Genomic DNA, 25,743 nt, shown 5'->3' on the forward strand with positions numbered 1-25,743 from the left:
TTGCGAACACACGGGGTACTGCTTTTCTCACACGGCTTCGCTACTGAAACTCACAGGCTGGAATGCCAGAAGATGGCGCGCAAGAGCTTGGCAGAATTACTACCTCGACAAGTGTAAGGCATCGACGGCATTCCGTCATCTCGAGCGGACCGAGAACGACTCTGCCGTGCGCTCTACACTAGCTGCGTGGCCACATTTCCTCGAATCTCCCGGCGCATTGGCGCTATTGCCGAGTCCGCGACCCTGAAGGTCGACGCGAAAGCGAAGGCTCTACAGGCGCAGGGACGCCCCGTCATCTCCTACGCGGCGGGGGAACCCGATTTCTCGACGCCCGCGACCATCGTCGAGGCGGCATCCGCTGCTGTTCTCGACCCCAGGAACTACCGCTACACCCCCGCGGTCGGCCTGCCCGAGTTGCGGGAGGCGATCGCGGCGAAGACCCTGCGCGACAGCGGGCTCGAGGTCGCCGCCTCGCAGGTCGTCGTGACCAACGGCGGCAAGCAGGCCGTGTACCAGGCCTTCGCCACGATCGTCGACCCGGGCGACGAGGTGTTGCTGCCCGCACCGTACTGGACCACCTACCCCGAGGCCATCCAGCTGGCCGGCGGCGTGCCCGTCGAGGTCTTCGCCGGCAGCGACCAGGGCTACCTCGTGACCGTCGAGCAGCTCGAGGCGGCGCGCACCGAGCGCACCAAGGTGCTGCTCTTCGTCTCGCCGTCGAACCCGACCGGCGCCGTGTACTCGGCCGCCGAGACCGCCGCGATCGGCGAGTGGGCGCTGTCGCACGGTATCTGGGTGATCTCCGACGAGATCTACCAGAACCTGACCTACTCCGACGACCCCGACGTCGCGCCCCGCGCCATCTCGATCGTCGAGGCCGTTCCCGCCCTGGCCGACACGACGATCCTCGTGAACGGCGTCGCGAAGACCTATGCCATGACCGGTTGGCGCGTGGGCTGGATGGTCGGCCCGGTCGACGCCATGAAGGCCGCCGGAAACCTGCAGTCGCACCTGTCGTCGAACGTGTCGAACATCTCGCAGCGCGCGGCCCTCGCCGCCCTCACCGGCCCGCAGGACGCCGTCGAGGAGATGCGACGCGCCTTCGACCGCCGTCGTCGCCTCATCGTCGACGAGCTGAACAAGATCGACGGGATCGTCTGCCCGGTTCCCGAGGGCGCCTTCTACGTCTACCCGGATGTCACGGGGTTGCTGAACCGCGAATGGGGCGGCGTCACGCCCACGACGTCGCTCGAACTGGCCGACCTGATCCTCGACCAGGCCGAGGTCGCCGTGGTGCCCGGCGAGGCTTTCGGGCCGAGCGGCTACCTGCGCCTCTCCTACGCGCTCGGCGACGCCCCGTTGCTCGAGGGAGTTCAGCGGCTGCAGCGGCTCTTCGCGTAGGCGCCCGCGAGCCGAGGGGCAAGGTTTCGACCTTTACGCACCCGCTGAATGTCGATTGTTTGCCCCTTGCTGAACCACCGGGCGCAGGGGGCAATGAAACGACTTTCAGGCATTCGTTCGACAGCCGAAGTTTGCCCCTCTGCTCGCCTCGAGAGGCGGCGCAGACGCCAGCTCAGAGCAGCTTTCGCTCCAGCGCCCACGCGGTGAGCTCGTAGCGCGACGAGAGCTGCAGCTTGCGCAGCACGGCCGAGACGTGCGTCTCGACGGTCTTCACCGAGATGAACAGCTCGGTCGCCACCTCTTTGTACGCATAGCCGCGCGCGATGAGGCGCATGACCTCGCGTTCGCGCGCGCTGAGCCGGTCGAGCTCGTCGTCCGACGCCGCCTGCTCGCCCGCGACCGCCCCGAAGGCGTCGAGCACGAAGCCGGCGAGGCGGGGCGAGAACACGGCGTCGCCGCCCGCGACCGCCGCGACCGCGCGCGACACCTCGCCGCCCGACGAGCCCTTGGTGATGTAGCCGCGCGCGCCGGCCCGGATCACGCCGACCACGTCTTCGGCCGAGTCCGACACCGACAGGGCGAGGAAGCGCACGGAGTCGAGCAGCGCGCTCGAACGGCGCAGCACCTCGGCTCCCCCGCCGCCGGCGCCGCCCGGCAGGTGCACGTCGAGCAGCACGACCTCGGGACGCAGCGATTCGATGAGCGCGACGGCCTCGTCGACGGTCGCGGCCTCTCCGAGAACGGTGACGGTGTCGTCGAGGTCGGCGCGCAGCCCCGAGCGGAAGATCGAGTGGTCGTCGACGATGAGCACGTTCGTCATGCGGGTTCTCCTGAATTCTCACTGCGCCGGCCGCCGATGGGACGGATGCCACGGCTCACGTCACCGGGCACGTTACACCTCGAGGTGCAGGTGCACCTCGGTGCCCGATCCGCCGGTACCCGGTCGCACGCTCGCGGAGCCGCCGGCACGGGACATCCGCCCCACTATCGATTCTCGGATGCCCAGGCGGTCGGCCGGAAGGGCCGACAGGTCGACGCCCGGTCCGCGGTCTCGCACGAACACGTCGATGGCCTCGGGCGACGTCTCGAGGTAGACGGAGACCTCTCCGCCGGCGTGCCGCGCCGCGTTCAGCATCGCCTCGCGGGCGGCCGCCACGAGCGCGGCGCTGGGGCGATCGACCGGGGCGCCGGCCGTGACCACGTCGATGCGCACCGCGTAGTCGAGCTCGATCGCGGCGGCGACGTCGCGCAGCTCGGTCGCCAGATCGCTCGCCACCGGGGTGTCGCCGACGAACAGCCAGTCGCGCAGCTCGCGCTCCTGCGCCCGGGCGATGCGGGCGACCTCGGTCGAGGCCCCCGCCCGGTTCTGGATCAGGGCGAGGGTCTGCAGCACGGAATCGTGCAGGTGCGCCGCGATCTCGGCCCGCTGCTCCTCGCGCACCTGCGCGGTGCGCGAGGCCTGCAGGTCGCTCCACAGCGTGACGACGCGCGGGGCGACGATCACGGCCACCCCGAGCACCACCATCGTGACGCCGAGCACCGCGCCGGAGGCGGTGGGACGCGACAGGAGCACGGCCACCCCGGTGAGCACTAGCAGCACGACGGCGGCGATCCGCTTCCACACTCCCTGGGCCGCACTGCGGTCGGGGTCGTTGCGGTCGAACGTCAGGCTCCAGGCGACGGCCAGCCCGCTCGCCACGGTGACCACGAGAAGGGCGGTGATCGACTCGCGAGCGCTCGCGAGGAACAGGATCGCGCCGAGGGCGGCGATCACGAGCAGCAGCAGCGACGCGGGAGCGGAGCGCCGCACGGCCCCCGGCTCGTCGTCGGGGTCGGTCACGGCCTCGTCGAGCGGCACGAACGCCCAGAGCCACAGGTAGAGCAGGATGCCGCCGCCACCGAACAACGCGAGCACGACGGCGAGCGCGCGCACGCCGCCCACCGAGACGTCGAGGTGTCGGGCGACGGCGAGGCACACCCCGCCGACCACGACTCGGCGGGGGCGCACGAGAGGCGGGCGGGCTCGTGGAGTGGTCACCCTTGAATACAAGCAGGTTTGGCGGACCCCCGGATGCCCGGGCCCGCCTTTCAGGGTGCGGTCAGGGTGATACCCCATGGCAGCTCGGCGTGCTCGGCGGCCACCATTGAGACATGCCCAAGAACACCACCCCGCAGCCCGAGCCGGACGAGTCCGTCGGCCAGGCAGCCCTCCCCGGCGCCGATCAGCCCGGCGCAGAACACCCCACCACAGACCTGCCCGGCCCCGACCACACCGGCCCCGACCACTCCGCCACAGACGGCGCCGGCCAGCCGCCCACCGCTCCGCCGCTCGTCGAGCCGCTCGCCGGCAACCGCTTCTTCGCCTGGATGCGCTCGCTCAACCTGAACCGCGAGCCCGGCTGGATCGGCGGCGTCGCAGCCGGCATCGCAGCCCGCCTCGGCGTCGACCCGCTCATCGTGCGCGGCATCCTCGTGGTCGTCGCCGTGCTCGGCGGACCCGCGCTGCTGCTCTACGCCGCCGCATGGCTGCTGCTGCCCGACGAGAACGACAAGATCCACCTCGAGGAGGTCTTCAAGGGCCGCCTCGACTCGCCCATCGCCGGCATCGGAGCGCTCATCCTGCTGAGCATGCTGCCCGTGACCCAGGGATTCTGGTTCGCCGGCAACGCCTTCTGGGGCGAGCCCTACTGGGCGCAGTCGTTCGGCCGCGCGCTGTGGACCGTCGTGGTGCTCGGACTCATCGTCTGGTTCGTGATCTGGGTGGCCCGCAGGTCGAGCCGCGCGTCGAACGTGCCGACACCGACACCGGCGACGACGGATGCGCGTCCCGAGACGATCCCCCAGCCCCATACGGCGGCCTACTCCGCCGCCGGGGCCGGCGCGGCGGGCGCGCCCGGTGCCCGCCCCGTCGCGCCCCCCGGCACGGCGACGGCCGAGGAGTTCGCGGCCTGGCGCCTGCAGCAGGAGCAGTGGAAGGCCGAGAACGTCGCCTTCCGCACCCGGCAGGCCAACGAGCAGCGCGCCGCGAGCCTCGCCGCGCAGGCGCAGTACCGCGCCGAGCGGGCCGCCCGCCGTGCCGTCTACGAGGCGCACCAGGCGCGCACACGCTCCAACCCGCTCTACTCGTTCATCGCCATCGGGCTCGCGCTCGTCGTCGGCGGCGTCGTCACCGTGCTCCAGGGCGACGGCGCGATCGAGCCGGCCGGAGTGCTCGCCGGCCTCGGCGCGACCCTCGCGGTGCTCGCAGTGGCGATCATCGTCAACGGCGTGCGCGGCCACCGCCCGGGCGGCGCGCAGGGCGTCGCCGCCATCGTGCTGGTGCCGCTGCTCATCGCCGCGGTGCTTCCGCACAGCCCGAACATCAGCTACGTCGACAACGCGACCTTCGCGCCACAGGCTGAGGACAGCTACTCGAACGACGTGTACTTCGTCGCCGCCGCCGACACGGTCATCGATCTGCGGGGTTATTTCGACGAACCGCTGCCGGCGGGCTACGAGGGCGACCTGTTCAGCGACACGACCATCGTGTCGGGGGCGGGCGATGTGACCGTGCTCGTTCCGGCGGACGCCGCGTTCAGCTACTCGGCGACCATCGGCTCCGGCCGTCTCGACTCGCCCGACGGCGACGCGCGCGGCGCCTGGGTCCGTGAGTACGGACAGTTCAACCTCGTCGACGGGGTCCCGCCCGGCGAAGAGCCCGAGCGCGCCATGTACCTCGTCGTGGCGATGGGCACCGGCACCCTCCGATTCGAGCAGACCGCAGCAACTGAAGGAGCAAGCGAATGACCGACACCGAGCAGCATCCCGTCACGACCGACACCCCGCCCGCCCCGCTTGCGCCGCTCAAGCCCCGTATCGGCACGATCGTCTGGGGCTGCATCCTGCTCGTCGTGGCAGCGATCGCCATCGCAGCCTCACAAGTCGACTTCGGCGATCTGACCCCCACCGTCATCGTCTGGAGCATCATCGGATTCGGCGGGATCCTCGTGGTGGCCGGGATCGTCACCGCCATCGTGCGTGCGGCGACGCGCATCAAGGACGACCCGCCGGTCGGATGACCGCCGCGCGTCGGGCGGTCGTCCGGGCTAACCTTGCCCGAATGACCGCCCATAAGCGCGCCCAGCCCGACCCCGTCGACTACGCACCCGCCGACCAGTCCCCGTTCGGTGCGGCACGCGTGGTCGTCGGGCTGCTCCTCGTTCTCGCCGGCGCGGTCGTGCTGGCTGTCGCCATGCTCCCGCAACTCGTCCCCACGTTCGGCGCCGACCCATTCACGTTCCTGATCCAAGACCGGACGGGCGCGCCGGAGGACGGCAACGGCACCCTGCTCACTTTCGGCGCCCTCGTGCTTCCGGCCGGCGGATTCTCGCTCGCCTATCTGAGCGCCACGTCGCGCACCCGCCTCTGGATCGCCGGTTTCTGTGCCGCGTTCTTCACCCTGCAGACCGTTCTGCTGGCGGGGGCGGTGTTGTGGATCACGGGAGCCGGCCTCCACGCCGCGGCCCTCTTCGCCCTGCCCAGGAGCTTCGACACGGGAGTCATCACGTCGCCGCTGGCACTCCTGTTCAGCGTGGCGGCCGCGGCGATCATGTTCGTCCTGGCCAAGCGCACCACGTTCGACGCCCAGAGCGCCGACTACTTCGCCGAGGGCAACACGGTGGTGCGCGTGCGTCCGCTCCCCGTCGTCGTCCACGCGCTCTGGGCGGTCGTGGCTCTCGCGGTGCTGGCCGCCGTGCTCTACGTGCCACTGGCGCTCATCGAGCGGGCGGCGCTCGACTCCGCTGCCGGAACCCTGCCCGAGGGATCGTCGGCGCCGTGGCCCCGCCACACCGATCTCGACTTCGCCGACGCGCGAGCCGCCTACGCCGTCACCGTGGGCATCCTGGTCGGCGCGATCGTGTCGTCGCTGATCAAGAAGGTCCTCTACCGCACCGTGCTTCGCGGCTACATCGGCGCCCCCGTGTCCGCGCAGACGGAGGACCGCTGGAAGGGCATCCAGTCGTTCGCCCACTACCCGATCGCCGTCGCCGGGGGCACAGCGACGGCCGTCGTGCTCTTCCTGCTGCCGACCAACGACTACGACGAGCCCGATGCGACGGCGATCGCGATCTTCACGTCGATCTCGATCGCGCTCCTGCTACTCGGCCTGTTCCTGCTGTCGTCGGTCTGGAAGTCGGGCGACGACCCACTCCACGAATCCGCACTGCAGCAGGGCGTGGTCGGCGATCTGCACAAGACATTCGCCGTGCCCGACCGGAGGAAGCGCACCCCGAAGCGGCCGAAACGGCCGCGGCGCAACCGCTAGGCATCCACCGGTCGGTTGAGGGCGGGACCCACCGGTGCACCACTGTTCCCGAGCCCCCGGGCACGCCAGAGTGGAAGCATGACGAAACCCCCAGCCGCGGTCAGCGTTCGCGACCTGCGCAAGTCCTACGGAAAGCTGAATGCCCTCGACGGCGTCAGCTTCGACATCGAGCGCGGAGAGACCTTCGCGCTCCTCGGTCCCAACGGAGCGGGCAAGAGCACCGCCATCGAGATCCTCGAGGGCTACCGTGACCGCACCTCCGGCGAAGCGACCGTGCTCGGCACCGACCCGGGCCGCGGCGGTCTGGCCTGGAAGGCGCAGCTCGGCATCGTGCTCCAGTCGACCGGCGAGAGCGGCAACGTCACGGTGCACGAGCAGCTCACCCACTTCGCCGGCTTCTACCCGAACCCGCGCCCCGTCGACGAGGTCATCGCGTCCGTCGGGCTCGAGGCGAAGGAGAGAACGCTCATCCGCAAGCTCTCCGGCGGACAGCGCCGTCGCGTCGACGTGGCCCTCGGCATCATCGGCAACCCCACCCTGCTCTTCCTCGACGAACCGACCACGGGCTTCGATCCAGAGTCGCGCCGCCAGTTCTGGGAGCTCATCCGCTCGCTCAAAGACGAGGGCACCACCATCCTGCTCACCACCCACTACCTCGACGAGGCGGCGAACCTGGGCGACCGGGCCGGCATCATCGCGGGCGGGCGGCTCATCGACATCGGCACCATCGACGCGATAGGCGGGGCGGATGCGCGCGTGCCGCTCGTACGCTGGGTCGACCGGGGCGTCCGGCGCGAGCAGAGAACGGCCGAGCCGGCCACGCTCGTCGCCGCCCTGGTGCGCGACAACGGCGGCGTCGAACTCGACGGCCTCGAGGTCGTGCGGCCGAGTCTGGAGGACATCTACCTCGAGCTGGTCGCGGCGTACGAGCATCCGGCCCCTGAACGTGTCGAAGGGCCTGAGCGTGTCGAAGGGCCTGCCGCTTCGACAAGCTCAGCGACCGACCTTTCGAAGGAGAACGCACGATGACCACCATCGCCATCCCCCGCCTGCCCGCCGGCCGCACCGTGCGCCTGGGCCTCAGCCGCATCGTCAACGAGGTGCGCGCGTACTTCCGACAGGGCGACTCGGTGTTCTTCACCTTCCTGTTCCCCCTGGTGATGCTCACGATCTTCGCCACCGCCTTCAGCAACCAGTCGTTCGGTACGGATGCCTCGGGCAACGAGGTCTCCGCGGCGGCGTACTACCTGCCGGGGATGCTCGCCGCGGGGCTCCTGCTCAGCGGCCTGCAGAACCTGGCCGTCGACATCGCGACCGAGCGCAGCGACGGAACCCTCAAGCGTCTCGCCGGCACCCCCCTGCCGGTGGTGAGCTACTTCATCGGCAAGATCGGGCAGGTGCTCGTGACCGGTGCGGCGCAGGCTGCCCTGCTGCTGCTCGCCGCCGGGCTCGTCTTCGGGGTGTCCCTGCCGACCGCGCTCGAGGATTGGTTCACCTTCGCCTGGGTGTTCCTGCTCGGTGTGACCACATCGGCCGTGCTGGGCATCGCTCTCAGCCGGCTGCCGCGCACCGGCAAGAGCGCGACCGCCGTGGTCATCCCGATCACGCTCGTGCTGCAGTTCATCTCGGGGGTCTACCTGCCGTTCAGCCAGCTGCCGGAGTGGCTGCAGAACGTCGCCAACGCGTTCCCGCTGAAGTGGATGGCGCAGGGCATGCGCGCCGTATTCCTGCCCGATACCTTCGAGTCGGCGGAGCCGGGCGGCGAGTGGAACCTCATCGGCGTTTTCATCGCCACCTCGGCCTGGCTCGTGGTCGGACTCGTGGTCTGTCGTCTGACCTTCCGCTGGATCCGCAAGGATAGCTGAATGGGCAGTACCAAATGGTGGGATATCGCGGTCGTCACGGCGGCCGCGATTCTCTGCGTGCTGCTGTTCGCGAACGACGCGGAGGGCTTCGCGTTGCTCGCCGCCTTCGGAGTGATCGGCGCGCTGCTCGCCACCTGGTTCTTCATCGGGCGCGGCCACGACCAGGGCGGAACCCGCCGGTCGGCAACTGCGGCGGCCCTCGTCATCGTGCTTTCCGGGGTCGGAACGGCGCTCAACCCGGGAATGGCCACGATCCAGGTGATCGCCTTCCCGCTGCTCTGGTACTTCGCCAGCGGCCTGCGCAACGCGGTGATCACGAACGCCCTGCTCGCCGTCTCGGTCGGGGTCGGATACTTCGTCGGGCTCGGTGCCACGAGAAACGCGTTCTTCAACGCGTCACTGGTAGAGGCCATCTCGCTCGCCGGCAGCCTCGCGATCGGCCTGTGGATCACCCGCATCTCGGTCGAGAGCGAATCTCGCGAGCGGTTGCTCGTGCAGCTGCGTGAGACGCAGGCGCAGCTCGCCGCGGTCAGCCGCGACGCCGGCGTCATGGGCGAGCGTGAGCGGCTCGCCCGCGAGATCCATGACACCATCGCGCAAGACCTCACCGGGCTCGTGTTGCTCGCCCAACGCACCCGCCGGGAGCTGCAGAGCGGCAGCCCCACCGTGGGAGAGACCCTCGACCTGTTGGAGGACAGCGCCCGATCGGCCCTGGCCGAGACCCGCTCCCTCGTCGCAGCCAGCGCGCCGGTCGGACTCGCCGAGGGCGGCATCCGCGCCGCCCTCGACCGGCTCGCGGTGCGCTTCGGCCGGGAGACCGGCATCGCCGTGACCGTCGCCGGCGAGACCCCGCCGCTCGACCGCGACACCGAGGTGGTGCTGCTGCGGTGCGCCCAGGAGGGACTCGCGAATGTGCGCAAACATTCGGCCGCCGCGAACGCCACCCTCGAGCTCGCCTTCGACGAAGCATCCGTCACCCTGATCGTCACCGACGACGGCGGCGGCTTCGATCCCGCTGCGGCGATCGACGGCTACGGCCTGAGCGGCATGCGCGACCGCCTCACCCTCGTGGGCGGCACGCTCGCCGTCGACAGCGCGCCCGGGGCCGGGGCCTCGCTCACGGCCGTCCTGCCTCGCTCGGCGGTGCACGCGTGATCCGGGTGCTCGTGGCCGACGACCACCCGATCGTGCGCAGCGGGATCGTGGCCCTGCTCGCCGCCGCCGCCGACATCGAGGTCGTCGGCGAGGCCGCGAACGGGCGGGAGGCCGTCGACCTCGCGCTGGCGCTCTCCCCCGAACTCGTGCTGATGGACCTGCAGATGCCCGAGCTGAACGGTGACGAGGCGACCGCGCTCATCCTCGCGGCGCTGCCGGAGACCCGGGTCGTGGTGCTCACCACCTACGAGACCGACGCGAGCATCCTCACCGCGATCGAGGCGGGCGCGAGCGGCTACCTGCTGAAGGCCGCACCGCAGGAGGAGATCCTGGCCGGCATCCGTTCGGTCGCCCGCGGCGAGGTGGCGCTCGCGCCGTCGATCGCGGCCATGCTGGTCGGACGCGTCAAGACCCGCGCGATCACGCTGAGCCCGCGCGAGACGGAGGTGCTCGGTCTCGTCGCCCAGGGCATGAGCAACCCGTCGATCGCGAAGAAGCTGTTCCTCGGCGAGGCGACGGTGAAGACGCACCTGCTGCACGCCTTCGAGAAGCTCGAAGTGAGCGACCGCACGCGCGCGGTCACGAAGGCGATGGAGCTGGGGCTGCTGTAGCCGGCGGTCCCTGAGCCTGTCGAAGGGGGTCCTACAGCGACAGCCCCACCATCACCGGCTCGGGGTGCATGCGCACGCCGAACTCCGAGAAGACCCGGGTCTGCACGAAACGGCCGAGCTCGGCGATCTCGGCGGCGGTCGCACCCCCGGTGTTGACGATCGCGAGGGTGTGTTTGCTCGAGATCGCGGCACGCGAGCCGGGGAGCGAGAATCCGCGTGAGATTCCGGCCTTCTCGATGAGCCACGCGGCGCTGAGCTTCACGCGGAAGTCGGTCTGCGTCGGCGGGGCCGCCGGCTCCTCGCCGAGCGGCACGGCGATCGCCTGAGGCTCCGGGGCGTTCGCCCAGCGCGGCGCCTGCTCCGGCAGCGTTCGGGCGAAGTTCTCGCCCACGATCGGGTTGGTGAAGAACGAGCCACAGCTCACCGAGTCGGGGTCGGCCGGGTCGAGCACCATGCCCTTGGATGCTCGCAGGGCGAGAACCGTGTCGCGCACCGTCTGCACCCCGACGCGTTCGCCGAGCTCGACCCCGAGCGACGACGCGAGCTGGGCGTAGGCCACCGGGGCGCCGGCGGGGTCGCGGTCGAGCTCGAGCTCCACGGCCACGACGAGGCCCTGCTTGCCCTGTTTGAGCGCCGAGGTGCGGTAGTCGAACCGGAGGTCGGCCGCCGTGAGCCGCTGGAGCTCGCCGCTCAGATAGTCGAGGAAGTCGATCGCGACGAGGGTCGACGCGATCTCCTGGCCGTAGGCGCCGATGTTCTGCACGGGGGCGGCACCGGTCGACCCGGGGATTCCGCTGAGCGCCTCGATACCGCTGAGCCCGCGCGCGACGGTGTACGCGACGAGGTCGTCCCACGGCTCGCCGGCCTGCACGCGAAGGCGCACACGGTCCGGGGCATCCACCACCGTCTCGATGCCACGGGTGAGCACGCGGATGACCGTGCCGTCGAATCCGTCGTCGGCGACCACGAGGTTCGACCCGCCGCCGAGAACCAGCCATTCCTCGCTGCTCCCCCACACCTCGAGGGTCTGCGCGATGAGCTCGTGTGGCGTCTCGGGCGCGAGCATCGTGTGGGCTGCACCGCCGACGCGCATGGTCGTCAGCTCGGAGAGATCGGTCATGCGTCAGACCAGGCTGACGCGGGCTTGCGCCTTGCCGAGCACCGTCTGGTTGTCGAAGGTGACCGTGAGGTCGATGCGGGCGACGTTCTCCTCGACCGCGCCGACCTTGGCCACTACGGTGACGCTCGCGCCGGCGAGGGCGTCGACGGCGACGGGGCGGGTGAAGCGCACCTGGTAGTCGAGCACCTTGCCGCTGTCGCCGATCCAGTCCACGACCGGCTGGATGGCGAAGCCCATCGTGAGCATGCCGTGCGCGAGCACACCGGGCAGGCCGACGCTCGTCGCGACGTCGTCGCGGTAGTGGATCGCATTGAAATCACCGGATGCTCCGGCGTAGCGGACGAGGGAATCGCGCGTGATCGAGAAGGTGGTCTCGGCGACGATCTCGCCGACGGTCAGCGTTTCGGTGGGCATTACTCGTCTCCTCGCACGACCAGCGTCGAGATCGCGGTCACCACGTGGGCGCCGGTCGAATCGGTGATCGTGGACTCGGCGGTGATCATCGAGTGCCCGCCGAGCGACTTGATGTTCGCCACCGCCAGCGTCGCGGTGAGCTCGTCGCCGGCGACGATGGGGCGCGAGAAGCTGAAGCGCTGGTCGCCGTGGACCACGCGTGTGAAGTCGATGCCGGCGTCGGGCTCGGCGAGCAGCTGAGCGAGCGTGGACTCCTGGATGACCACCGGGAACGTCGGCGGCGCGACCAGGTCGGGGTAGCCTGCCGCCTTCGCGGCATCCACATCGAAGTTGACGGGGCTCGTGGAGAGCACGGCGCGGGAGAATTCGCGGATCTTCTCCCGACCGACGAGGTACGGGGCAGTGGGCGCGAACACGCGGCCCTGCAGTTCGGGGTTCACTGGCACCTTGTGATTCTAGCCAGTCGTACAACCACAAAACCCCGATTGCATTTCTGCAACCGGGGTTTCGTTGGGGGTCTTGAGGGTGCTTATCCGCCTACTGGCAGGAGTCGCACTGCAGAAGATCCATCGGGTCAACGGGAACTGCGTAGCCGCCGACTGAATCGTTGTCGTTGTCCATGTGATCCTCCTTCTGTGTAGTCGAGATCGCGACTGCTTGCCGCGAGGGTTCTCACTATATAACGGGAATCACAGCTGTGTCATTCCACTACATCTAGTGTTTCGGCGTGTCGCGTCGATTAACATTCTGTGCCCGGCCACCGACATTTCGTGTACCGCGAGATTCCGCGGAAGTTGAGTCGCGCGACACGTTCTCGCACGATTTTCTGGCCCCCGATCTGGGTGCGCGGCCCGGGAGTGTCGCGTCGCACGGCGTGTCGCGCGTGTGCGGGCGGTGGCTCGCCCGACGAGCCGCGAGCGCTCGAGCCGCGGGGCAAACAATCGACCCTCAAGCCAACGCTCAACGTCAAAACGTTGCCCCTCAGCAATAGGCAGCGTCACCCGACGAGCTGTGGGGCAAACAATCGACGTCGAAACCGGCGCTCAACGTCGAAACCTTGCCCCTCGGCTCTTAGCGGTAGGAGGCGGCGAGCCGTTCGAAGCCCTCGTCGAGCGAAACAGCCGGCGTCCACTGCAGGTCGGCGCGGGTGCGGCGCTGGTCGAACCAGTGTGCGGTCGACAGCTGTTCGGCGAGGAACCGGGTCATCGGCGGCTCGTCGACGCCGGGGCGCACGCGCCACACCGCCTCGATGACCGATCCCGCGGCGCGGGCCACGCCGGCCGGCACGCTCCAGCGCGGGGCCGGCACTCCGGCGGCGGCGCACATGCCGGCGAGCAGCTCGGCCACCGGGCGCGGCTCGCCGTTGGTCACGACGTACGAGTTGCCGTGCACCTCGGGCGCCCGCTCCAGGGCTGCGGCGATCGCCGACGCGGCGTTGTCGATGTAGGTCGTGTCGATGAGGGCGGCGCCGTGGCCGAGCAGCGGCAGGCGTCCGCGGCTGGCACGGTCGACGATGCGGGCGACGAGCTGCGTGTCGCCCGGTCCCCAGACGAGGTGCGGGCGCACGGCGACGACGGCGAGCTCCGGCGAGTCGGCGGCGAGGGCCATCAGCTCGGCGGTCGCCTTGGTGCGGGCGTAGTCGCCCCGGGCGCGCAGCGGGTCGGCGGGGAGGGCGTCGTCGCCGACGATGGATGCCCCGGCGTGCGCCACCGACGGAGACGACACGAATACGAAGCGGCTGGCCGTCGAGTCGGTTGCCGCCCGCAGCAGCCGGAGGGTGCCGCCCACGTTGATGTTCTCGAACTCCGCGGGGGCGCCGGCGAGAGAGACCTTCGCGGCCAGGTGGACGATCGCGTCGACCCCGGCGACGGCGTGGGCGACCGTGGTCGCATCCGTCACCGAGCCCAGCAGATCGGTGACGCCCACGACACCGGACGGACGGCGCTGCAGCGTGCGCACCTCGTGCCCGGCGTCCCGAACCGCGGCCGCGACGGCACCGCCGAGCAGACCGCTCGCGCCGGTGACGAGAACGATCACGGTCGCGTCATCCGCCCGCCGGTGAGCACGTCGGCCGCCCAGTCGCCGAGGCGCACGCGGTCGATCTTGGAGTTGTGACGGATGTCGGTGGGCAGCTGCGGCACGACCAGCACCGCGGCGATGGGCAGCTCGACGGAGCCGCGCACGGCGCTGGCCATGGCCGACGTCGCCAGCGACACGCGGAACGCGGGCGGGACGGTCTCGATCACGGCGACGAGCTGTTCCTCGCCGAGCGGGCCGACGCCGACGAGGGCCGCGCGGGCGACCTCGAAGACCGACTCGATCTGCTGCTCCGGTCCGACCGGGGTGACGACGCCGTCCTCGGTGACGATGACGTGCGGCATCCTGCCCTCGACCCACAGGCGCCCCTCGGCGTCGATGTGGCCGACGTCGCCGGTGCGGTGCCAGCGCTCCCCCGTCAGGGCACCGCGGCGCGACTCGCGCTCGGTGAGCCAGAGCGAGTCGTAGTGGTCTTTGATGTGCGGCGCCGAGACGACGATCTCGCCCGTCAGCATCGGTTCGTCGGTGAGCTCGCCCGTCGCCTCGCCCCACGCGTTGAGCGCGCTGATGCGCACGCGGGTGGATGCCGCGGGCAGGCCGACGCAGACGCCGCCGGGGCCGCCGAGGGTGAGCGCGGCGTCGCGGATGCCCTCGAGCGTGATGTCGGTCATAAGCAGACCCTCGGTCATGCCGTACGGCGTGTGCGCGGTCGCGTTCGGCATGAGGGCGGATGCCGCGGCGAGCAGCCGCTCGGAGACCGGCGCCCCCGCCGACAGGAACTCCTGCACGCTGGTGAGCGCCTCGCGGTCGGCGTCGGTGAGCGAGTGCGCCGTGGCGACCACGTTCGTGATCGCGGCGGGCGAGAGGAACACCACGGTGGCGTCGACGGCGGCGACCGCGGCGGCGACGGCCGTCGCGGTGAGCGTCTTCGGCGAGGTGACGACCATGTCGGGGGTGACCGAGCGCGCGCCGAGCGCGGGGCCGAGCAGCGCGAAGGGGGCGAATCCGGCGACCAGGCCGGTGCCGACTCCGACGCCGTAGGTGTCGGCGAGCGCGTCGACCAGGGCGGCCAACTGGCCGTGCGTATAGACGACGCCCTTCGCCGGCCCGGTGGAGCCGGAGGTGAACAGCACCGCAGCGGTGTCGTCGGGGGCGGGGAAGTCGGGCAGCTCCTCCTCGACGCCGAGCGACACGAGGTCGCCGAGCGAGTAGGCCACGTCGAGCGAGCGGCGCACCGGCTTGATGTAGCGCGCGGTGGAGATCTTCTGCCCCGGCCAGCCGAGGGCGGTCGCCGCGGCGAGCCCGGCTGGCGCGCCGATCACGTGGTCGGGCCAGGCGCCGCGCACGGCGCGGGTGAGCCCCTTGAGGCCGAGTCCGGCGTCGGCCACGACCACGACGGCGCCGATGCGCAGGCACGCGTAGAGCACTGCGGTGAGGTCGGCGCCGGGCTGCACGAGCAGCGAGACGCGGTCGCCGCGCTTGACGCCGACCATGGCGAGGCCGGCGGCGATCTGGCGCACGCGCTTGGAGAGCAGGCGCCAGCTGACGACGTTGGGCTCGGATCCGCGCGCCGGCGCCATCTCGACGAGCGCGGTGTCGGTGCTGTCGCGCAGCGGGTCGAGGTAGCGGAACAGCCCGGCCGGGTTGCCCTCGACGACGGGCTTCACGTAGTCCTCGTCGAAACGGTTCGGGTCGAGGTCGTCGTCGTCGAGCCCGGCGGGCCCTTCGACAGGCTCAGGGACCGTGAACCGCGAGGGGTTGGCCGCCGCGGTGCCGAGGCTGCCGAGCTCCGTTCCGCGGTCGCCGAGCCAGGTGAGGACGGCCGCCGCGTAGTCGACGTCTTCGGCGACCAGGTGTCCCGCGCCTTCGAAGCGGTGCACGTCGGCGTGCGGCATCCGGTCGACCAGGTCGTCGAGGTAGCGGTCGCCGAAGATCGGGTCTTCGGGGCCCCACAGGGCGAGGGCGGGCACCGCGAGGTAGCGCAGCGACTCGGCGATGCGGGCGAGCTCCGGATGGCTCGGGTGCGACTCGTCGGCCGGGATGTCGGCGACGAAGCCGCCGATGCCCGCGCGGCGGTCGGCCTCGAGGTAGGGCGCGCGGTAGCCGTCGCGGATCTCGTCGGAGAGGGGCGGATGCGCCAGGGAGAGCGTGGTCTCGAGGAACGCGGGCGTCGCGACCGTCGCGGAGCCCAGCACGCCGCGCAGCAGCGTCAGCCGCAGCGGCGCGGGGATCGGGGTGCCCTCCGGCTGGAAGATCGCGGTGTTGAGCACGGCGACGCCGGCGAGCAGGTCGGGGTGGTCGACGGCCCAGCCGAGGCTGACGACGCCGCCCCAGTCGTGGCCGAGCGTGATGACGGGGCCGGTGAGGCCGAGCGACGCCGTGAGGTCGCCGAGGTCGCGCACCCGTCGCGCGAGGTCGCGCGGCTCTCCGGTGCGTTCGGAGAATCCCATGTCGAGCTGGTCGACGGCGACGACCCGCCATGCCTCGCGGCCCTGGGCCGCGGCATCCGTCGCCTGGGTCAGCAGGTCACGCCACAGGTAGCTCCACGTGGGGTTGCCGTGCACGCACAGGATCGTGCCGACCGGCGTGACGCCGAGCTCGGCGAGCCGCGCGGCGTTGTCGAGCAGGTGCCACTCGTGGGTGACGCCGTCGTCGCCGGCACTGACCAGACGCGAGAACGACGGGTCGAGACCGTCGAGTCCCGCGGGTGGAAGGCTCGCCGGAAGGGGAGCGGAACGCGGGATTCGAGAAGTCACCAGGCGATCTCCAACATTGCGGTATTGAGTCCGGAACCGACGCCCATCAGCAGCACGCGGTCACCCTTCTTGAGGTCTTCGGCCTCGTAAGCGAGCGTGATCGGGATCGACGCGGGGCCGATGTTTCCGAGCAGCGGGTAGGTGCGTGGCACCTTGGCCTCGTCGAGGCCCGCGGCCTTGACGATGGCGTTGGTGTGCACGGAGGAGACCTGGTGCAGGATGTAGCGGTCCATCTTGCCCCACGACCAGTCGGACTTCGCCTCGTTCCAGGCGGAGACGACGAGCTCCATGCCGCCCTTGAGCAGCGCCTTCGCGTCGGTGAACATGCCGTCGACGCTGCCGACGCAGAGGTCGTTGAACTGGGTGGCCGCGCGCGTGACGCCGCCGAGGATGCGGTGCCCCTCGGGGTGGGCGTCTGCGCGGCCGATGACGGCCGCCGCGGCACCCGAGCCGAGCGTGAGGCTGGCGAACTCGCTCATGAAGTCTTTACGGTTCAGGCTGTTCGCCTCGAGCCGGTCGACGGTGTTGTTCTGGATCTCGTCGGCGTCCTCGCCCGCGACGATCACGGCGTAGTCGATCTGGCCGGAGTCGATGAGCGACGAGGCGAGGCTCATGCCGTTGACGAAGCCGAGACACGCGTTCGCGATGTCGAAGTTGAGGGCGGAGCTCGGCAGGCCGAGGCCGTGGTGGATGCTCACGGCGACCGAGGGCTCGAGGTTCTTGCGAGTCACCGAGGTGTTGATGAGCAGGCCGACCTGGTCGGGGCGGACGCCGGCCTGGGCGAGCGCGCGCTTGCCGGCGGCGATCGCGGCGTCGTCGAACTGCTGACCCTCTTCCCAGTTGCGGCGCTCGTACACGCCCGCGACGCGTTGCAGCAGTCCCTTGGGAAGGTGGAGTCGCTTGAGCGCCCCCTGCAGTCGCTGGTCGATCGATTCCGACGTCGTGATGCGTGAGGCGATCGTCGATGCGACCGAGAGCAGTGCGACGTTCTTGTGCGTCGTCGTGGCGTTTCCGTCCAACGGATCTCCCTATCGAATTGTCAACTGGGTGCGAGATGACAAGTTAATTATTGTCCTTCGCGAAGCTGACCGTTGACCGGGCTGGCGCTGGACGGTCTCGAGCGACCGCCACCGGGCCCCCGAACTGTCGCAAGGGGGGCTATTCCGGCGTGATCAGGCCCGTTTGCGACAAGTCCATCGACATGTCAATGGGGTCGGCGCAAGCACCGGCGTGCCCCTCGTGGTGCATGGTACTTTTGCCGGAATCGGCTGGACGCTTCGCGCGGCTTACCCGCGCGCGCGCTCATCCTTCGTTCAATGACGAACACCTGGAAGGCACACCCGACATGAAGAAACTCATCAACGCTCCGGAGGCCGTGCTGGCCGACGCCCTCGTAGGCATCGATGCGGCTCATCCCGAGCTCACCGTCGACCACGCGAACCGCATCATCTACCGCGGCACCCCCACGCGGGCCGGCAAGGTCGCGCTGATCTCCGGCGGCGGCTCGGGACACGAGCCGTTGCACGGCGGCTACGTCGGCCTCGGCATGCTCGACGCCGCGTGCGCCGGCGAGGTCTTCACCTCCCCCACCCCCGACCAGATGCAGGAGGCGACCAAGGTCGCCGACGCGGGCGCGGGCGTGCTGCACATCGTCAAGAACTACACGGGCGACGTGATGAACTTCGAGATGGCCGCCGAGCTCGCCGAGGCGGAGGCCGGAACGAGGGTCGCCTCCATCGTGGTCAACGACGACGTGGCCGTCGAGGACTCGACCTGGACCGCCGGCCGGCGCGGCGTCGGCCTCACCGTGCTGCTGGAGAAGATCGTGGGCGCCGCCGCCGAGGAGGGACGCGACCTCGACGCCGTCGTCGCGCTCGCCACGCGGGTCAACGAGTCGGGGCGCTCCATGGGGATGGCGCTGACGAGCTGCACCGTGCCCTCGGCCGGCAGGCCAACCTTCGACCTGCCCGACGACATGATGGAGATCGGCGTGGGGATCCACGGCGAACCGGGCAGACACCGGGTGCCGCTGGCGCCGGCCGCATCCATCGCCCAGCAGCTGGTCGAGCCGATCCTCGCCGACCTCGACTTCACCAAGGGGCCGGTGATCGCGATGCTGAACGGCATGGGAGGCTCCCCGTTGATCGAGCTGTATCTGATGTACGGCGAGGTCGCGAAGCTGCTCGAGAAGGCCGGCGTCACCGTCGCCCGCAACCTGGTCGGCAACTACATCACGAGCCTCGACATGGCCGGGTGCTCGGTCACGCTGCTGCAGGCCGACGACGAGCTGCTCGGCCTGTGGGACGCGCCCGTCAACACCCCCGGCCTCCGCTGGGGCGTGTGACCGTGGCAGACGTCTCGCTCGACCGGCTCGTCGACTGGCTGACCCGATTCCGTGCGCTCGTGACCGAGAACCAGGGCTACCTCACCGAGCTCGACTCGGCGATCGGAGACGCCGACCACGGGTCGAACATGGCGCGCGGCATGAACGCGGTGATCGACAAGCTCGGTGAGCCGCAGACGGTCGACGCGTTGTTCAAGACCGTCGGCATGACCCTCGTGAGCTCGGTGGGCGGCGCGAGCGGGCCGCTCTACGGCACGTTCTTCCTGCGCATCGGAACGACGGCGGGGGCGGTGGACTCGCTCGACGGCGCCACCCTCTCGGCCGGACTGCGCGCCGGGTTCGAGGGCGTGATCTCTCGCGGCAAGGCCGAGCCGGGCGACAAGACGATGGTGGATGCCATGGGCCCGGCCCTCGACGCCCTGGACGCGAGCCTCGGGTCGGGTTCGGACCCCGCCGCCGCGGCCGCCGCGGCGTTCGAGGCGGCGCAGCGCGGCCGCGACGCGACCGAGCCGCTCGTGGCGCGCAAGGGCCGGGCGAGCTACCTCGGCGAGCGCAGCGCCGGCCACCTCGACCCCGGGGCGACCTCGACCGCGTTCCTGTTCCAGGCCCTCGCGGAGGCGCTGGCTTGATCGGCATCGTGGTCGTCTCGCACAGCCCCGCGCTGGCGGACGCCGCGGTGGCCCTCGCGCTCGAGATGGTCGCCGGGGCTCCGCCGCCGATCGCCGTGGCCGCGGGAGCCGGAGAGGGCGTCATCGGCACCGACGCGATCGCCGTGGCCGCCGCCATCGACGAGGTGGCCTCGCCCGACGGGGTGCTCGTGTTCATGGACCTCGGATCGGCCGTGCTCAGCGCGTCGATGGCGCTCGAGTTCACCGCGACCGACGCCGAGGTGCGGCTCAGCGACGCCCCGTTCGTGGAGGGAGTCGTCGCGGGCATCGTGCTGGCCGCGGCCGGGGCCTCACTCGCCGACGCGGCGAGGGAGGCGTCGAGCGCGATGACCGCCAAGAACGCGCAGCTCGAGTCCGCGCCGCCGGCGGACCCGCAGACGGCGGCGCCCGTCGTCGACGGCTCGGTCACGGCAGAGGCCGAGGCGACGATCGTGAACGACGTAGGCCTGCACGCACGGCCGGCGTCGGTGATCGTGGCGAAGATGGCCGAGTTCGATGCGAGAGTGCGGATAGCCGATGCGGACGACCCGACGCGGTCGGCGCCCGCGGGCAGCCTGCTGGCCCTGATGGGCCTCGGACTCGGGAAGGGCACCAGGCTGCGCATCAGCGGCACCGGCCCCGACGCCGCGGCCGCCGTGGAATGGGTGCGCGCGATGACGGCGGACGGGTACGGCGAGTGACAGGTTAGTCGCACCCGTTTCATCCGCCCGCGCCCGCCCGAGTACCACTCGGTGGATCGCAGCTTGCCAACCCCAGCGCGTCGGAATAGCGTCCGAGGCACAACCGGATCGACGACGATCGAGGAGCTGGCACATGAGAAGAAGTCTTGTGAATCGGACGGGCACGGCGGGGTTCGGAGCCCTCCTGCTGCTCGCGTTAACCGCGGTCCCCGTCCAGGGTGCGGCTGCCGCCACACCGGCCGAGACGCCGGCCGGTGAGACAGCGCCGAGCGGGCTCACCGGGCTCCGACCCACCGGTGACGACATGCCGACGGTGGGCGGCAATCTCGGCAATCAGCACTATTCCGCGCTGACGCAGATCGGCAAGCGCAACGTCGACAAGCTCGCCCCTGCCTGGCGCACGCACGTGTCGGCGGTGGAACCGGCCACCGACGACGTCGGCCAGCAGACCACCCCCATCGTGGTCGACGGCGTGATCTACCTCGACTCCCCGAGCGGCGGCGTGATCGCCGTCGACGGCGCGACCGGTGCGGCCGTATGGAAGTGGGAGCCGACGGAGTTCGCCACCGTAGACACGCGACGCGGGGTCTCGGCCGGCGAAGGCAGGATCTACACCCTCGCCGACGGCGACCGGGTCGTCGCCCTCGACCAGGCGACGGGTCAGCAGCTCTGGGTCGTGCAGCCGACCGCCCCCGACGGGCAGAGCCTCGGAAACCTGGAACGCGTCGCGACCGTCTACAACGACGGCATCGTCTACGCGCACGCCGCCAACGGCGACCGCGCGGCGGTCGTCGCACTCGACGCCGACGACGGCAGCTACCTCTGGCACTTCTTCGGCGGCCCCGACCGCGACGCCGTGTACACCGACGTGAACGGCAACACGGTCGCGGCCGGCGAGACCTGGGGACCGCCGCTGCCCGACGGCACCGAGTGCGCGCTCATCGGCGGGGCGACGCCGTGGATCCACGGTTCCGTCGACCCCGAGCTGGGCATGTACTACATGACCTTCGGCAACGCCCGCAGCTGCCGGTCGTCGCAGGACGGATCCCTCCGCCCCGGCGACAACCTCTTCTCGAGCACCCTCGTCGCCGTCGACGCGGCTACGGGCGACTACAAGTGGCACTACCAGTCCATCCGGCACGACGTGTGGGACATGGACAACGTGCACCCGCCGACCCTCGCAGACATCACCGTGGCCGGAGAGGCGCGCAAGGTGCTGTTCTACGGCAGCAAGTCGGGTCACCAGTTCGTTCTCGATCGCACGGACGGCACGCCCGTGCTGCCGGTCGTCGAAAATGAGATGATCACCGACTCGAGGCAGAAGAACGCCGAGACCCAGCCGTTCCCCGAGGAGCGCCTGCTCCCCGAGTGCGTCGTCTGGCAGAGGCTCGATCCCGAGAACGTCCCGGGAGATCCTTGGCGCGCGGTTCCTAACTACAACGGCTACCAGGCCGACGCCGACGGCAACCTGGTCTTCAACCCCGACAGCTATGTGAAGGCGGATGAGCCGTTCCTCACCTATCCCGAGGACTACCCGGCCGACCACCGCCAGGGCTGCATGTACGACCCGCAGTGGGACCTGCCGATCCTCTCGACCACGAGCCAGAACGGCGGCGCCGACTGGTCGAACAACGCCTACAGCCACCGCACCGATCTGGTGTACTACCCCTACGGCACCAACCCGGTGGCACACTGGAACGGCGCCGCGGCAAACGGCCAGCGCGCGATCGGCCAGTACCAGACCGGCGGCATCCTCGCCTACGACGCCTCGACCGGCGAAGTGCAGTGGCAGAACCATCTGGGCACCGACATGTCGCACGGCCAGGGCCCGCTGGTGACCGCGTCCGACCTGCTGTTCGCCGGCCAGATCGACGGGCGGCTGCTCGCGATGAACGCCCGCGACGGCAAGGTCCTGTGGGACTTCCAGACCGGATCGGGCATCGCCTCGGCTCCCATCACCTACAGGGTGAACGGCGAGCAGTACGTGGCGGTATTCGCGGCCGGCTCGACGAATCCGTACGGCAACTCGGTCACGCAGGGCGACTCCCTCTGGGCGTTCAAACTGGGAGGCGGCTACACCACGGAATCGGGGAGCCCCGAGGGCCCGGATCCCGCTCCGCTGTCGATCCGGCGGCCGGTGAGCGGTGCCGCAGTCGAGGGTTCGACGGTCGGCAACACGGTGCTCCTCGCACGCGGCGACCGCACGACCGACACCGCGGCCGTGCAGGACGCCACGGCGCAGAACGCCATGCAGCCGACACATCTGCGGGTGCCGGTGGGAAGCACGGTCACGTTCCTGAACCCGGGCGCGGAAACGTTCCCGAACTTCCCCAACCTGAAGGAACACTGCGCGACGCAGTTCTTCGAGGGCGAGTTCAACGCCCGACTGCAGCCCGGCGAGAGCTACCAGCACACCTTCGCTCGAGCGGGCGAGTACTACTTCAACGACTGCACCGACCCGAGGCCGACCGGAAAGATCGAGGTGTACCTCGATCCGCAGGACCAGCCCGGCGCACTCCGGTTCATCCCGAGCCGACTCGACCTGGAACCGAAGAGAGGCATCTTCTCCCCCATGACGAGCAAGGTCCTCGCCCACTTCCAGCTCCCCCGCGGCTACCGGTACGACAGTGCGGCGGAGCTCATCACGCCCCTGTCGCAGAACCCGGTCGAACCGGTCAAGGTGACCTCGGTGAAGAACCAGGTCGTGCTGGTGTTCGACGAGACGGACATCGACCACAACGTGCCGGAGGGCCAGACCTCTCTGACCGTTCGGTTGAACGTGGTGCGCGACGGCGTGCAGCAGCAGTTCACGTCGACGGCAGCAGTCAGGGTCGTCAAGTGAGACCCGAGTAGTCACCGCACTCGAGGCCGCGCTCGATCGCCCGGGCGGCGGCCTCGAGGGGGGCTGCATTCACGTCGACGTCGCCGGGGAAGACGAGGGTGATCGCGGCGTCGATACCCGCCGAGAACACTCGCACCGGCCGGGTCACGCGCGACGGCCCTGGTGTGTCGCGCCGCTCCAGTGCGGGTGTGCGATCCCCGATACGCCGGGAGACGTCGGGCGCCCTGTCCCGCACCATAGCGATGAGCACCATGTCGGCCCCGTCGCGGATCGCCAGTTCGACGGTCGCACCCGTCTCCGTGCGCAGAGCCGACATCATCGGCAGGGCGGCGCGTCTCAGCCTCTGCGGCGCCTCGGCGAGCTGGCCGAGTTCGAACAGTCGCACTCCCAGGCGGATGGTCGAGCCGTCGCGCTCGAGATAGCGACGGTCGACGAGGCCGCTCACCAGCCGGGAGACCGTGGACTTGGGCAGACCCGTCCGCTGCGCGAGTTCAGAGACCCCCATGCCACGATCGTCTTCGCCGAGAACCTCGAAGATGACTGTGATGCGGTCGAGCACGCCGACCGGGTCATCGACCGCCATCGATCACACCGCTTGCAGCGCGAGCCGACGGGTGAGCGCCAGTGCGGCGTGGCGCACCAGGGGAATCATCCGCTCGGTGTCCATCTCTCTCACCGGCCCGGCGACCGAGATCGCGGCGACGGGCGCCAATTGTGGCGAGAGGACCGGGCTCGCGACTCCGACGACCCCAGGGAAGGTTCTGCATCGGTCGATCGCGACAGCGCACGACCGCACGTGTTCGAGCTCACGCTCGAGTTGGTTGCGCCCCATGCTGTCCAGGCCGCCCGTGATGGCGCGCGCGGCCGACTCGTCGCTCGTGAAGGCGAGAAACGCCTTGCCGAGGGCGGTCGTCACGGCGGGCACGCGAACGCCCGCGCGGGAGGGCGCGGGTCGCAACCGGCCGCGCACGGATATCACCGAGAGCATGTCGCGCCCATCCTGAACGGCGACGTTGAGGTGCTCGCCGGTGGCGTTGAAGAGCTCGGCGAGCACGGGGAGTGCGGCGGCGCCGAGGCGGCGTGGGGTGGAAGCGCGAGCCCCCAGCTCGAACAGCCTCAACCCGATGACGACCCCCGCTTCGGTGCGTTCGAGATAGCCGCGGCGAACGAGCTCGGCCACTGTGCGTGATGCGGTCGACTTGGGGATTCCCGTCGCGAGGGCGAGCTCCGTCACCGAGGCACAGCCGCCGCACTCACGCACGGCTTCGACAATCGCGATGATCCGGTCGAGCACCGATACCGGCTCATCACCCTGAGCGGTTCGCATGCGGTCCAGTATCGGCCTGTGACGGGGCGCCGAGGCGGCCCAGTCCCGCTGAGTGGAACGCGGAGCTCCCGCCTCGACGCCTCGACGTCATCTGGTGGTCGTGCAGAACTGCTTGATGCCCATGGCGCTCTCCAGGCCCTCCATCACGTGCTGCTTGAAGAGGTCGTCACCCGCCAGGCTCGCATCGGTCCACGCGGCCGGGTCGTGACCCAGCGTCGTCAGCCACGACTTGCCGCCGTCGTAGTAGTGGCACCAGCTCACGGCGTGCTCTTTTCCGTGACCCGGGTGCCCGGTCGCCCGGCCGTTGAGGCTCGTCTTCTCGTCGACCTCGAGCAGCACGTTGACGTAGCTCGGGTACGGCACGAGGTTGTACCACTCGTCGGTGAAGGCCCAGGTTCGCGGCATAAACGAGGTCGAGACGTCGCGACGGTTGATCGTCTCGACCGTGCCCGGCCGGTTGGGCGCGTGGTCGTAGAAATTCGCCCCGCCGAGCAGTCCCTCGTACCACGGCCAGTGGTACTCGGCACCGAACGCGTTGTGGATGCCCACGAAGCCTCCGCCGCCACGCACGTACTGCATGAGCGTCGTCTGCGCGGTGTCGTCGAGGGTGTCGCGGTTGGAGCTGAGGAACACGACCGCCTGGTACTGGCTCAGGCGGCTGAAGCTCGCGAGGTCCTCGGTGTAGTCGACCGCGATACCGCGTTCTTCGGCCCACGCCTTCAGGCCTGCTTGCGCGATGTTGTCTGCGTTGAGCGGGGGGTTCAGCCCCGGGGCGAGCGGCGTGCCGAGGTGGGCGTGACGCGGGCCGGCCGTGCGGCTCCAGATGAGGATGCGCTTCGCCTCGCCCTCGACCCAGCCGTTGCCCCAGTTGTTGTAGCAGACGGGGTCGGTACCGCGGCAGACGCCGTAGTCCTTGATCTCGTCCTGGTAGATCTGGCTGGCGGTCGCGGGTCTCCCGCTGTTCCCGTTGCGGTCGCCCCACCCCCGGTCGCCGTCCCTGTCGGTGCCGATCCCGGCGGCGGTGAGCACAATTCCTCCGCCGAGGGTTGCCGCGGCGACGAGAGCGACGCCCGACCGTAGTAGCGATTTCACGAGATCTCCTTTGATCGTTGTGCGACGCACTCCGGCCATCGACGCCCGGAGGCTGGTGCGAATCTATGCGCGCCGAATCGGATCAGGCAAAGCGCGTTCCATCCAGTAAGCCCTCGCGCGGTGGAG

General features: G+C 70.2%; 23 protein-coding genes. 12 read left to right on the top strand and 11 right to left on the bottom strand.

Annotated features, from left to right (window positions below; all coding sequences use genetic code 11):
- Positions 1–186: 186 nt before the first annotated feature.
- Complete coding sequence (locus ABIE21_RS12770; protein WP_354025215.1) at positions 187–1,401, top strand: pyridoxal phosphate-dependent aminotransferase; 1,215 nt, start codon at positions 187–189, stop codon at positions 1,399–1,401.
- Between the two features lie 172 nt (positions 1,402–1,573).
- Here ABIE21_RS12770 and ABIE21_RS12775 read toward each other — a convergent pair whose 3' ends face one another.
- Together ABIE21_RS12775 and ABIE21_RS12780 are read right to left on the bottom strand one after the other, a co-directional pair.
- Complete coding sequence (locus ABIE21_RS12775; protein WP_354025216.1) at positions 1,574–2,221, bottom strand: response regulator transcription factor; 648 nt, start codon at positions 2,219–2,221, stop codon at positions 1,574–1,576.
- A gap of 72 nt (positions 2,222–2,293) precedes the next feature.
- On the bottom strand, positions 2,294–3,439 hold the full coding sequence (locus ABIE21_RS12780) for a PspC domain-containing protein (protein WP_354025217.1): 1,146 nt from the start codon (positions 3,437–3,439) through the stop codon (positions 2,294–2,296).
- 113 nt (positions 3,440–3,552) lie between these two features.
- On the opposite strand from ABIE21_RS12780, the gene ABIE21_RS12785 reads away from it, so the two are divergent.
- The 7 genes from ABIE21_RS12785 to ABIE21_RS12815 all read left to right on the top strand — a co-directional run bounded on the left by ABIE21_RS12785 (position 3,553) and on the right by ABIE21_RS12815 (position 10,337).
- On the top strand, positions 3,553–5,187 hold the full coding sequence (locus ABIE21_RS12785; RefSeq protein WP_354025218.1) for a PspC domain-containing protein: 1,635 nt from the start codon (positions 3,553–3,555) through the stop codon (positions 5,185–5,187).
- On the top strand, positions 5,184–5,459 hold the full coding sequence (locus ABIE21_RS12790; protein ID WP_354025219.1) for a hypothetical protein: 276 nt from the start codon (positions 5,184–5,186) through the stop codon (positions 5,457–5,459). Before ABIE21_RS12785 ends, ABIE21_RS12790 begins: the two co-directional genes overlap by 4 nt.
- 41 nt (positions 5,460–5,500) lie before the next feature.
- On the top strand, positions 5,501–6,706 hold the full coding sequence (locus tag ABIE21_RS12795) for a hypothetical protein (protein ID WP_354025220.1): 1,206 nt from the start codon (positions 5,501–5,503) through the stop codon (positions 6,704–6,706).
- Positions 6,707–6,784: 78 nt separating this feature from the next.
- Positions 6,785–7,735, top strand: a complete 951-nt coding sequence (locus ABIE21_RS12800) for an ABC transporter ATP-binding protein (RefSeq protein ID WP_354025221.1) — start codon at positions 6,785–6,787, stop codon at positions 7,733–7,735.
- Positions 7,732–8,571, top strand: a complete 840-nt coding sequence (locus tag ABIE21_RS12805; protein ID WP_354025222.1) for an ABC transporter permease — start codon at positions 7,732–7,734, stop codon at positions 8,569–8,571. The genes ABIE21_RS12800 and ABIE21_RS12805 overlap by 4 nt, the downstream gene beginning before the upstream one ends.
- Positions 8,572–9,726, top strand: a complete 1,155-nt coding sequence (locus ABIE21_RS12810) for a sensor histidine kinase (protein ID WP_354025223.1) — start codon at positions 8,572–8,574, stop codon at positions 9,724–9,726. It abuts the gene before it with no gap.
- Entirely contained in the window at positions 9,723–10,337 is a 615-nt protein-coding gene (locus tag ABIE21_RS12815) for a response regulator transcription factor (RefSeq protein ID WP_354025224.1), read from the top strand. The genes ABIE21_RS12810 and ABIE21_RS12815 overlap by 4 nt, the downstream gene beginning before the upstream one ends.
- Before the next feature lie 31 nt (positions 10,338–10,368).
- On the opposite strand, the gene ABIE21_RS12820 is transcribed toward ABIE21_RS12815, so the two are convergent.
- The 6 genes from ABIE21_RS12820 to ABIE21_RS12845 all read right to left on the bottom strand — a co-directional run bounded on the left by ABIE21_RS12820 (position 10,369) and on the right by ABIE21_RS12845 (position 17,683).
- Positions 10,369–11,457 carry a UDP-N-acetylmuramate dehydrogenase gene (locus ABIE21_RS12820; protein WP_354025225.1) on the bottom strand — a complete coding sequence of 363 codons (1,089 nt, stop codon included), beginning with the start codon at positions 11,455–11,457 and terminating at the stop codon, positions 10,369–10,371.
- A gap of 3 nt (positions 11,458–11,460) precedes the next feature.
- Positions 11,461–11,871 carry a MaoC/PaaZ C-terminal domain-containing protein gene (locus tag ABIE21_RS12825; protein WP_354025226.1) on the bottom strand — a complete coding sequence of 137 codons (411 nt, stop codon included), beginning with the start codon at positions 11,869–11,871 and terminating at the stop codon, positions 11,461–11,463.
- Positions 11,871–12,317: a MaoC family dehydratase N-terminal domain-containing protein gene (locus ABIE21_RS12830; RefSeq protein WP_354025227.1), complete on the bottom strand. Its 447-nt coding sequence runs from the start codon at positions 12,315–12,317 to the stop codon at positions 11,871–11,873. Before ABIE21_RS12830 ends, ABIE21_RS12825 begins: the two co-directional genes overlap by 1 nt.
- 625 nt (positions 12,318–12,942) lie before the next feature.
- Entirely contained in the window at positions 12,943–13,908 is a 966-nt protein-coding gene (locus tag ABIE21_RS12835; protein ID WP_354025228.1) for an NAD-dependent epimerase/dehydratase family protein, read from the bottom strand.
- Positions 13,905–16,664, bottom strand: a complete 2,760-nt coding sequence (locus tag ABIE21_RS12840; RefSeq protein ID WP_354025229.1) for an alpha/beta fold hydrolase — start codon at positions 16,662–16,664, stop codon at positions 13,905–13,907. The genes ABIE21_RS12835 and ABIE21_RS12840 overlap by 4 nt, the downstream gene beginning before the upstream one ends.
- Positions 16,661–17,683 (bottom strand): 3-oxoacyl-ACP synthase III, encoded by a 1,023-nt coding sequence (locus ABIE21_RS12845; RefSeq protein WP_354025230.1) that lies wholly within the window; start codon positions 17,681–17,683, stop codon positions 16,661–16,663. Before ABIE21_RS12845 ends, ABIE21_RS12840 begins: the two co-directional genes overlap by 4 nt.
- 326 nt (positions 17,684–18,009) lie before the next feature.
- On the opposite strand from ABIE21_RS12845, the gene dhaK reads away from it, so the two are divergent.
- The 4 genes from dhaK to ABIE21_RS12865 all read left to right on the top strand — a co-directional run bounded on the left by dhaK (position 18,010) and on the right by ABIE21_RS12865 (position 23,198).
- On the top strand, positions 18,010–19,008 hold the full coding sequence (gene dhaK, locus ABIE21_RS12850) for a dihydroxyacetone kinase subunit DhaK (RefSeq protein WP_354025231.1): 999 nt from the start codon (positions 18,010–18,012) through the stop codon (positions 19,006–19,008).
- Positions 19,005–19,637 (top strand): dihydroxyacetone kinase subunit DhaL, encoded by a 633-nt coding sequence (gene dhaL, locus ABIE21_RS12855; RefSeq protein WP_436232340.1) that lies wholly within the window; start codon positions 19,005–19,007, stop codon positions 19,635–19,637. The genes dhaK and dhaL overlap by 4 nt, the downstream gene beginning before the upstream one ends.
- On the top strand, positions 19,634–20,356 hold the full coding sequence (gene dhaM / locus ABIE21_RS12860) for a dihydroxyacetone kinase phosphoryl donor subunit DhaM (RefSeq protein ID WP_354025232.1): 723 nt from the start codon (positions 19,634–19,636) through the stop codon (positions 20,354–20,356). The genes dhaL and dhaM overlap by 4 nt, the downstream gene beginning before the upstream one ends.
- A 133-nt stretch (positions 20,357–20,489) precedes the next feature.
- Positions 20,490–23,198: an outer membrane protein assembly factor BamB family protein gene (locus ABIE21_RS12865; RefSeq protein WP_354025233.1), complete on the top strand. Its 2,709-nt coding sequence runs from the start codon at positions 20,490–20,492 to the stop codon at positions 23,196–23,198.
- On the opposite strand, the gene ABIE21_RS12870 is transcribed toward ABIE21_RS12865, so the two are convergent.
- From ABIE21_RS12870 to ABIE21_RS12880, 3 genes are all read right to left on the bottom strand, one after another.
- On the bottom strand, positions 23,191–23,781 hold the full coding sequence (locus ABIE21_RS12870; RefSeq protein ID WP_354025234.1) for an IclR family transcriptional regulator: 591 nt from the start codon (positions 23,779–23,781) through the stop codon (positions 23,191–23,193). The two genes, ABIE21_RS12865 and ABIE21_RS12870, sit on opposite strands and share 8 nt — an antisense overlap.
- 3 nt (positions 23,782–23,784) lie before the next feature.
- Positions 23,785–24,525, bottom strand: a complete 741-nt coding sequence (locus ABIE21_RS12875) for an IclR family transcriptional regulator (RefSeq protein WP_354025235.1) — start codon at positions 24,523–24,525, stop codon at positions 23,785–23,787.
- Positions 24,526–24,612: 87 nt separating this feature from the next.
- Positions 24,613–25,617 (bottom strand): ThuA domain-containing protein, encoded by a 1,005-nt coding sequence (locus ABIE21_RS12880; protein WP_354025236.1) that lies wholly within the window; start codon positions 25,615–25,617, stop codon positions 24,613–24,615.
- Between the last annotated feature and the right edge of the window lie 126 nt (positions 25,618–25,743).

Origin of the sequence: Conyzicola nivalis (assembly GCF_040548875.1) — a bacterium.
In the GTDB taxonomy this organism is placed as follows: Bacteria; Actinomycetota; Actinomycetes; order Actinomycetales; family Microbacteriaceae; genus Conyzicola; species Conyzicola nivalis_A.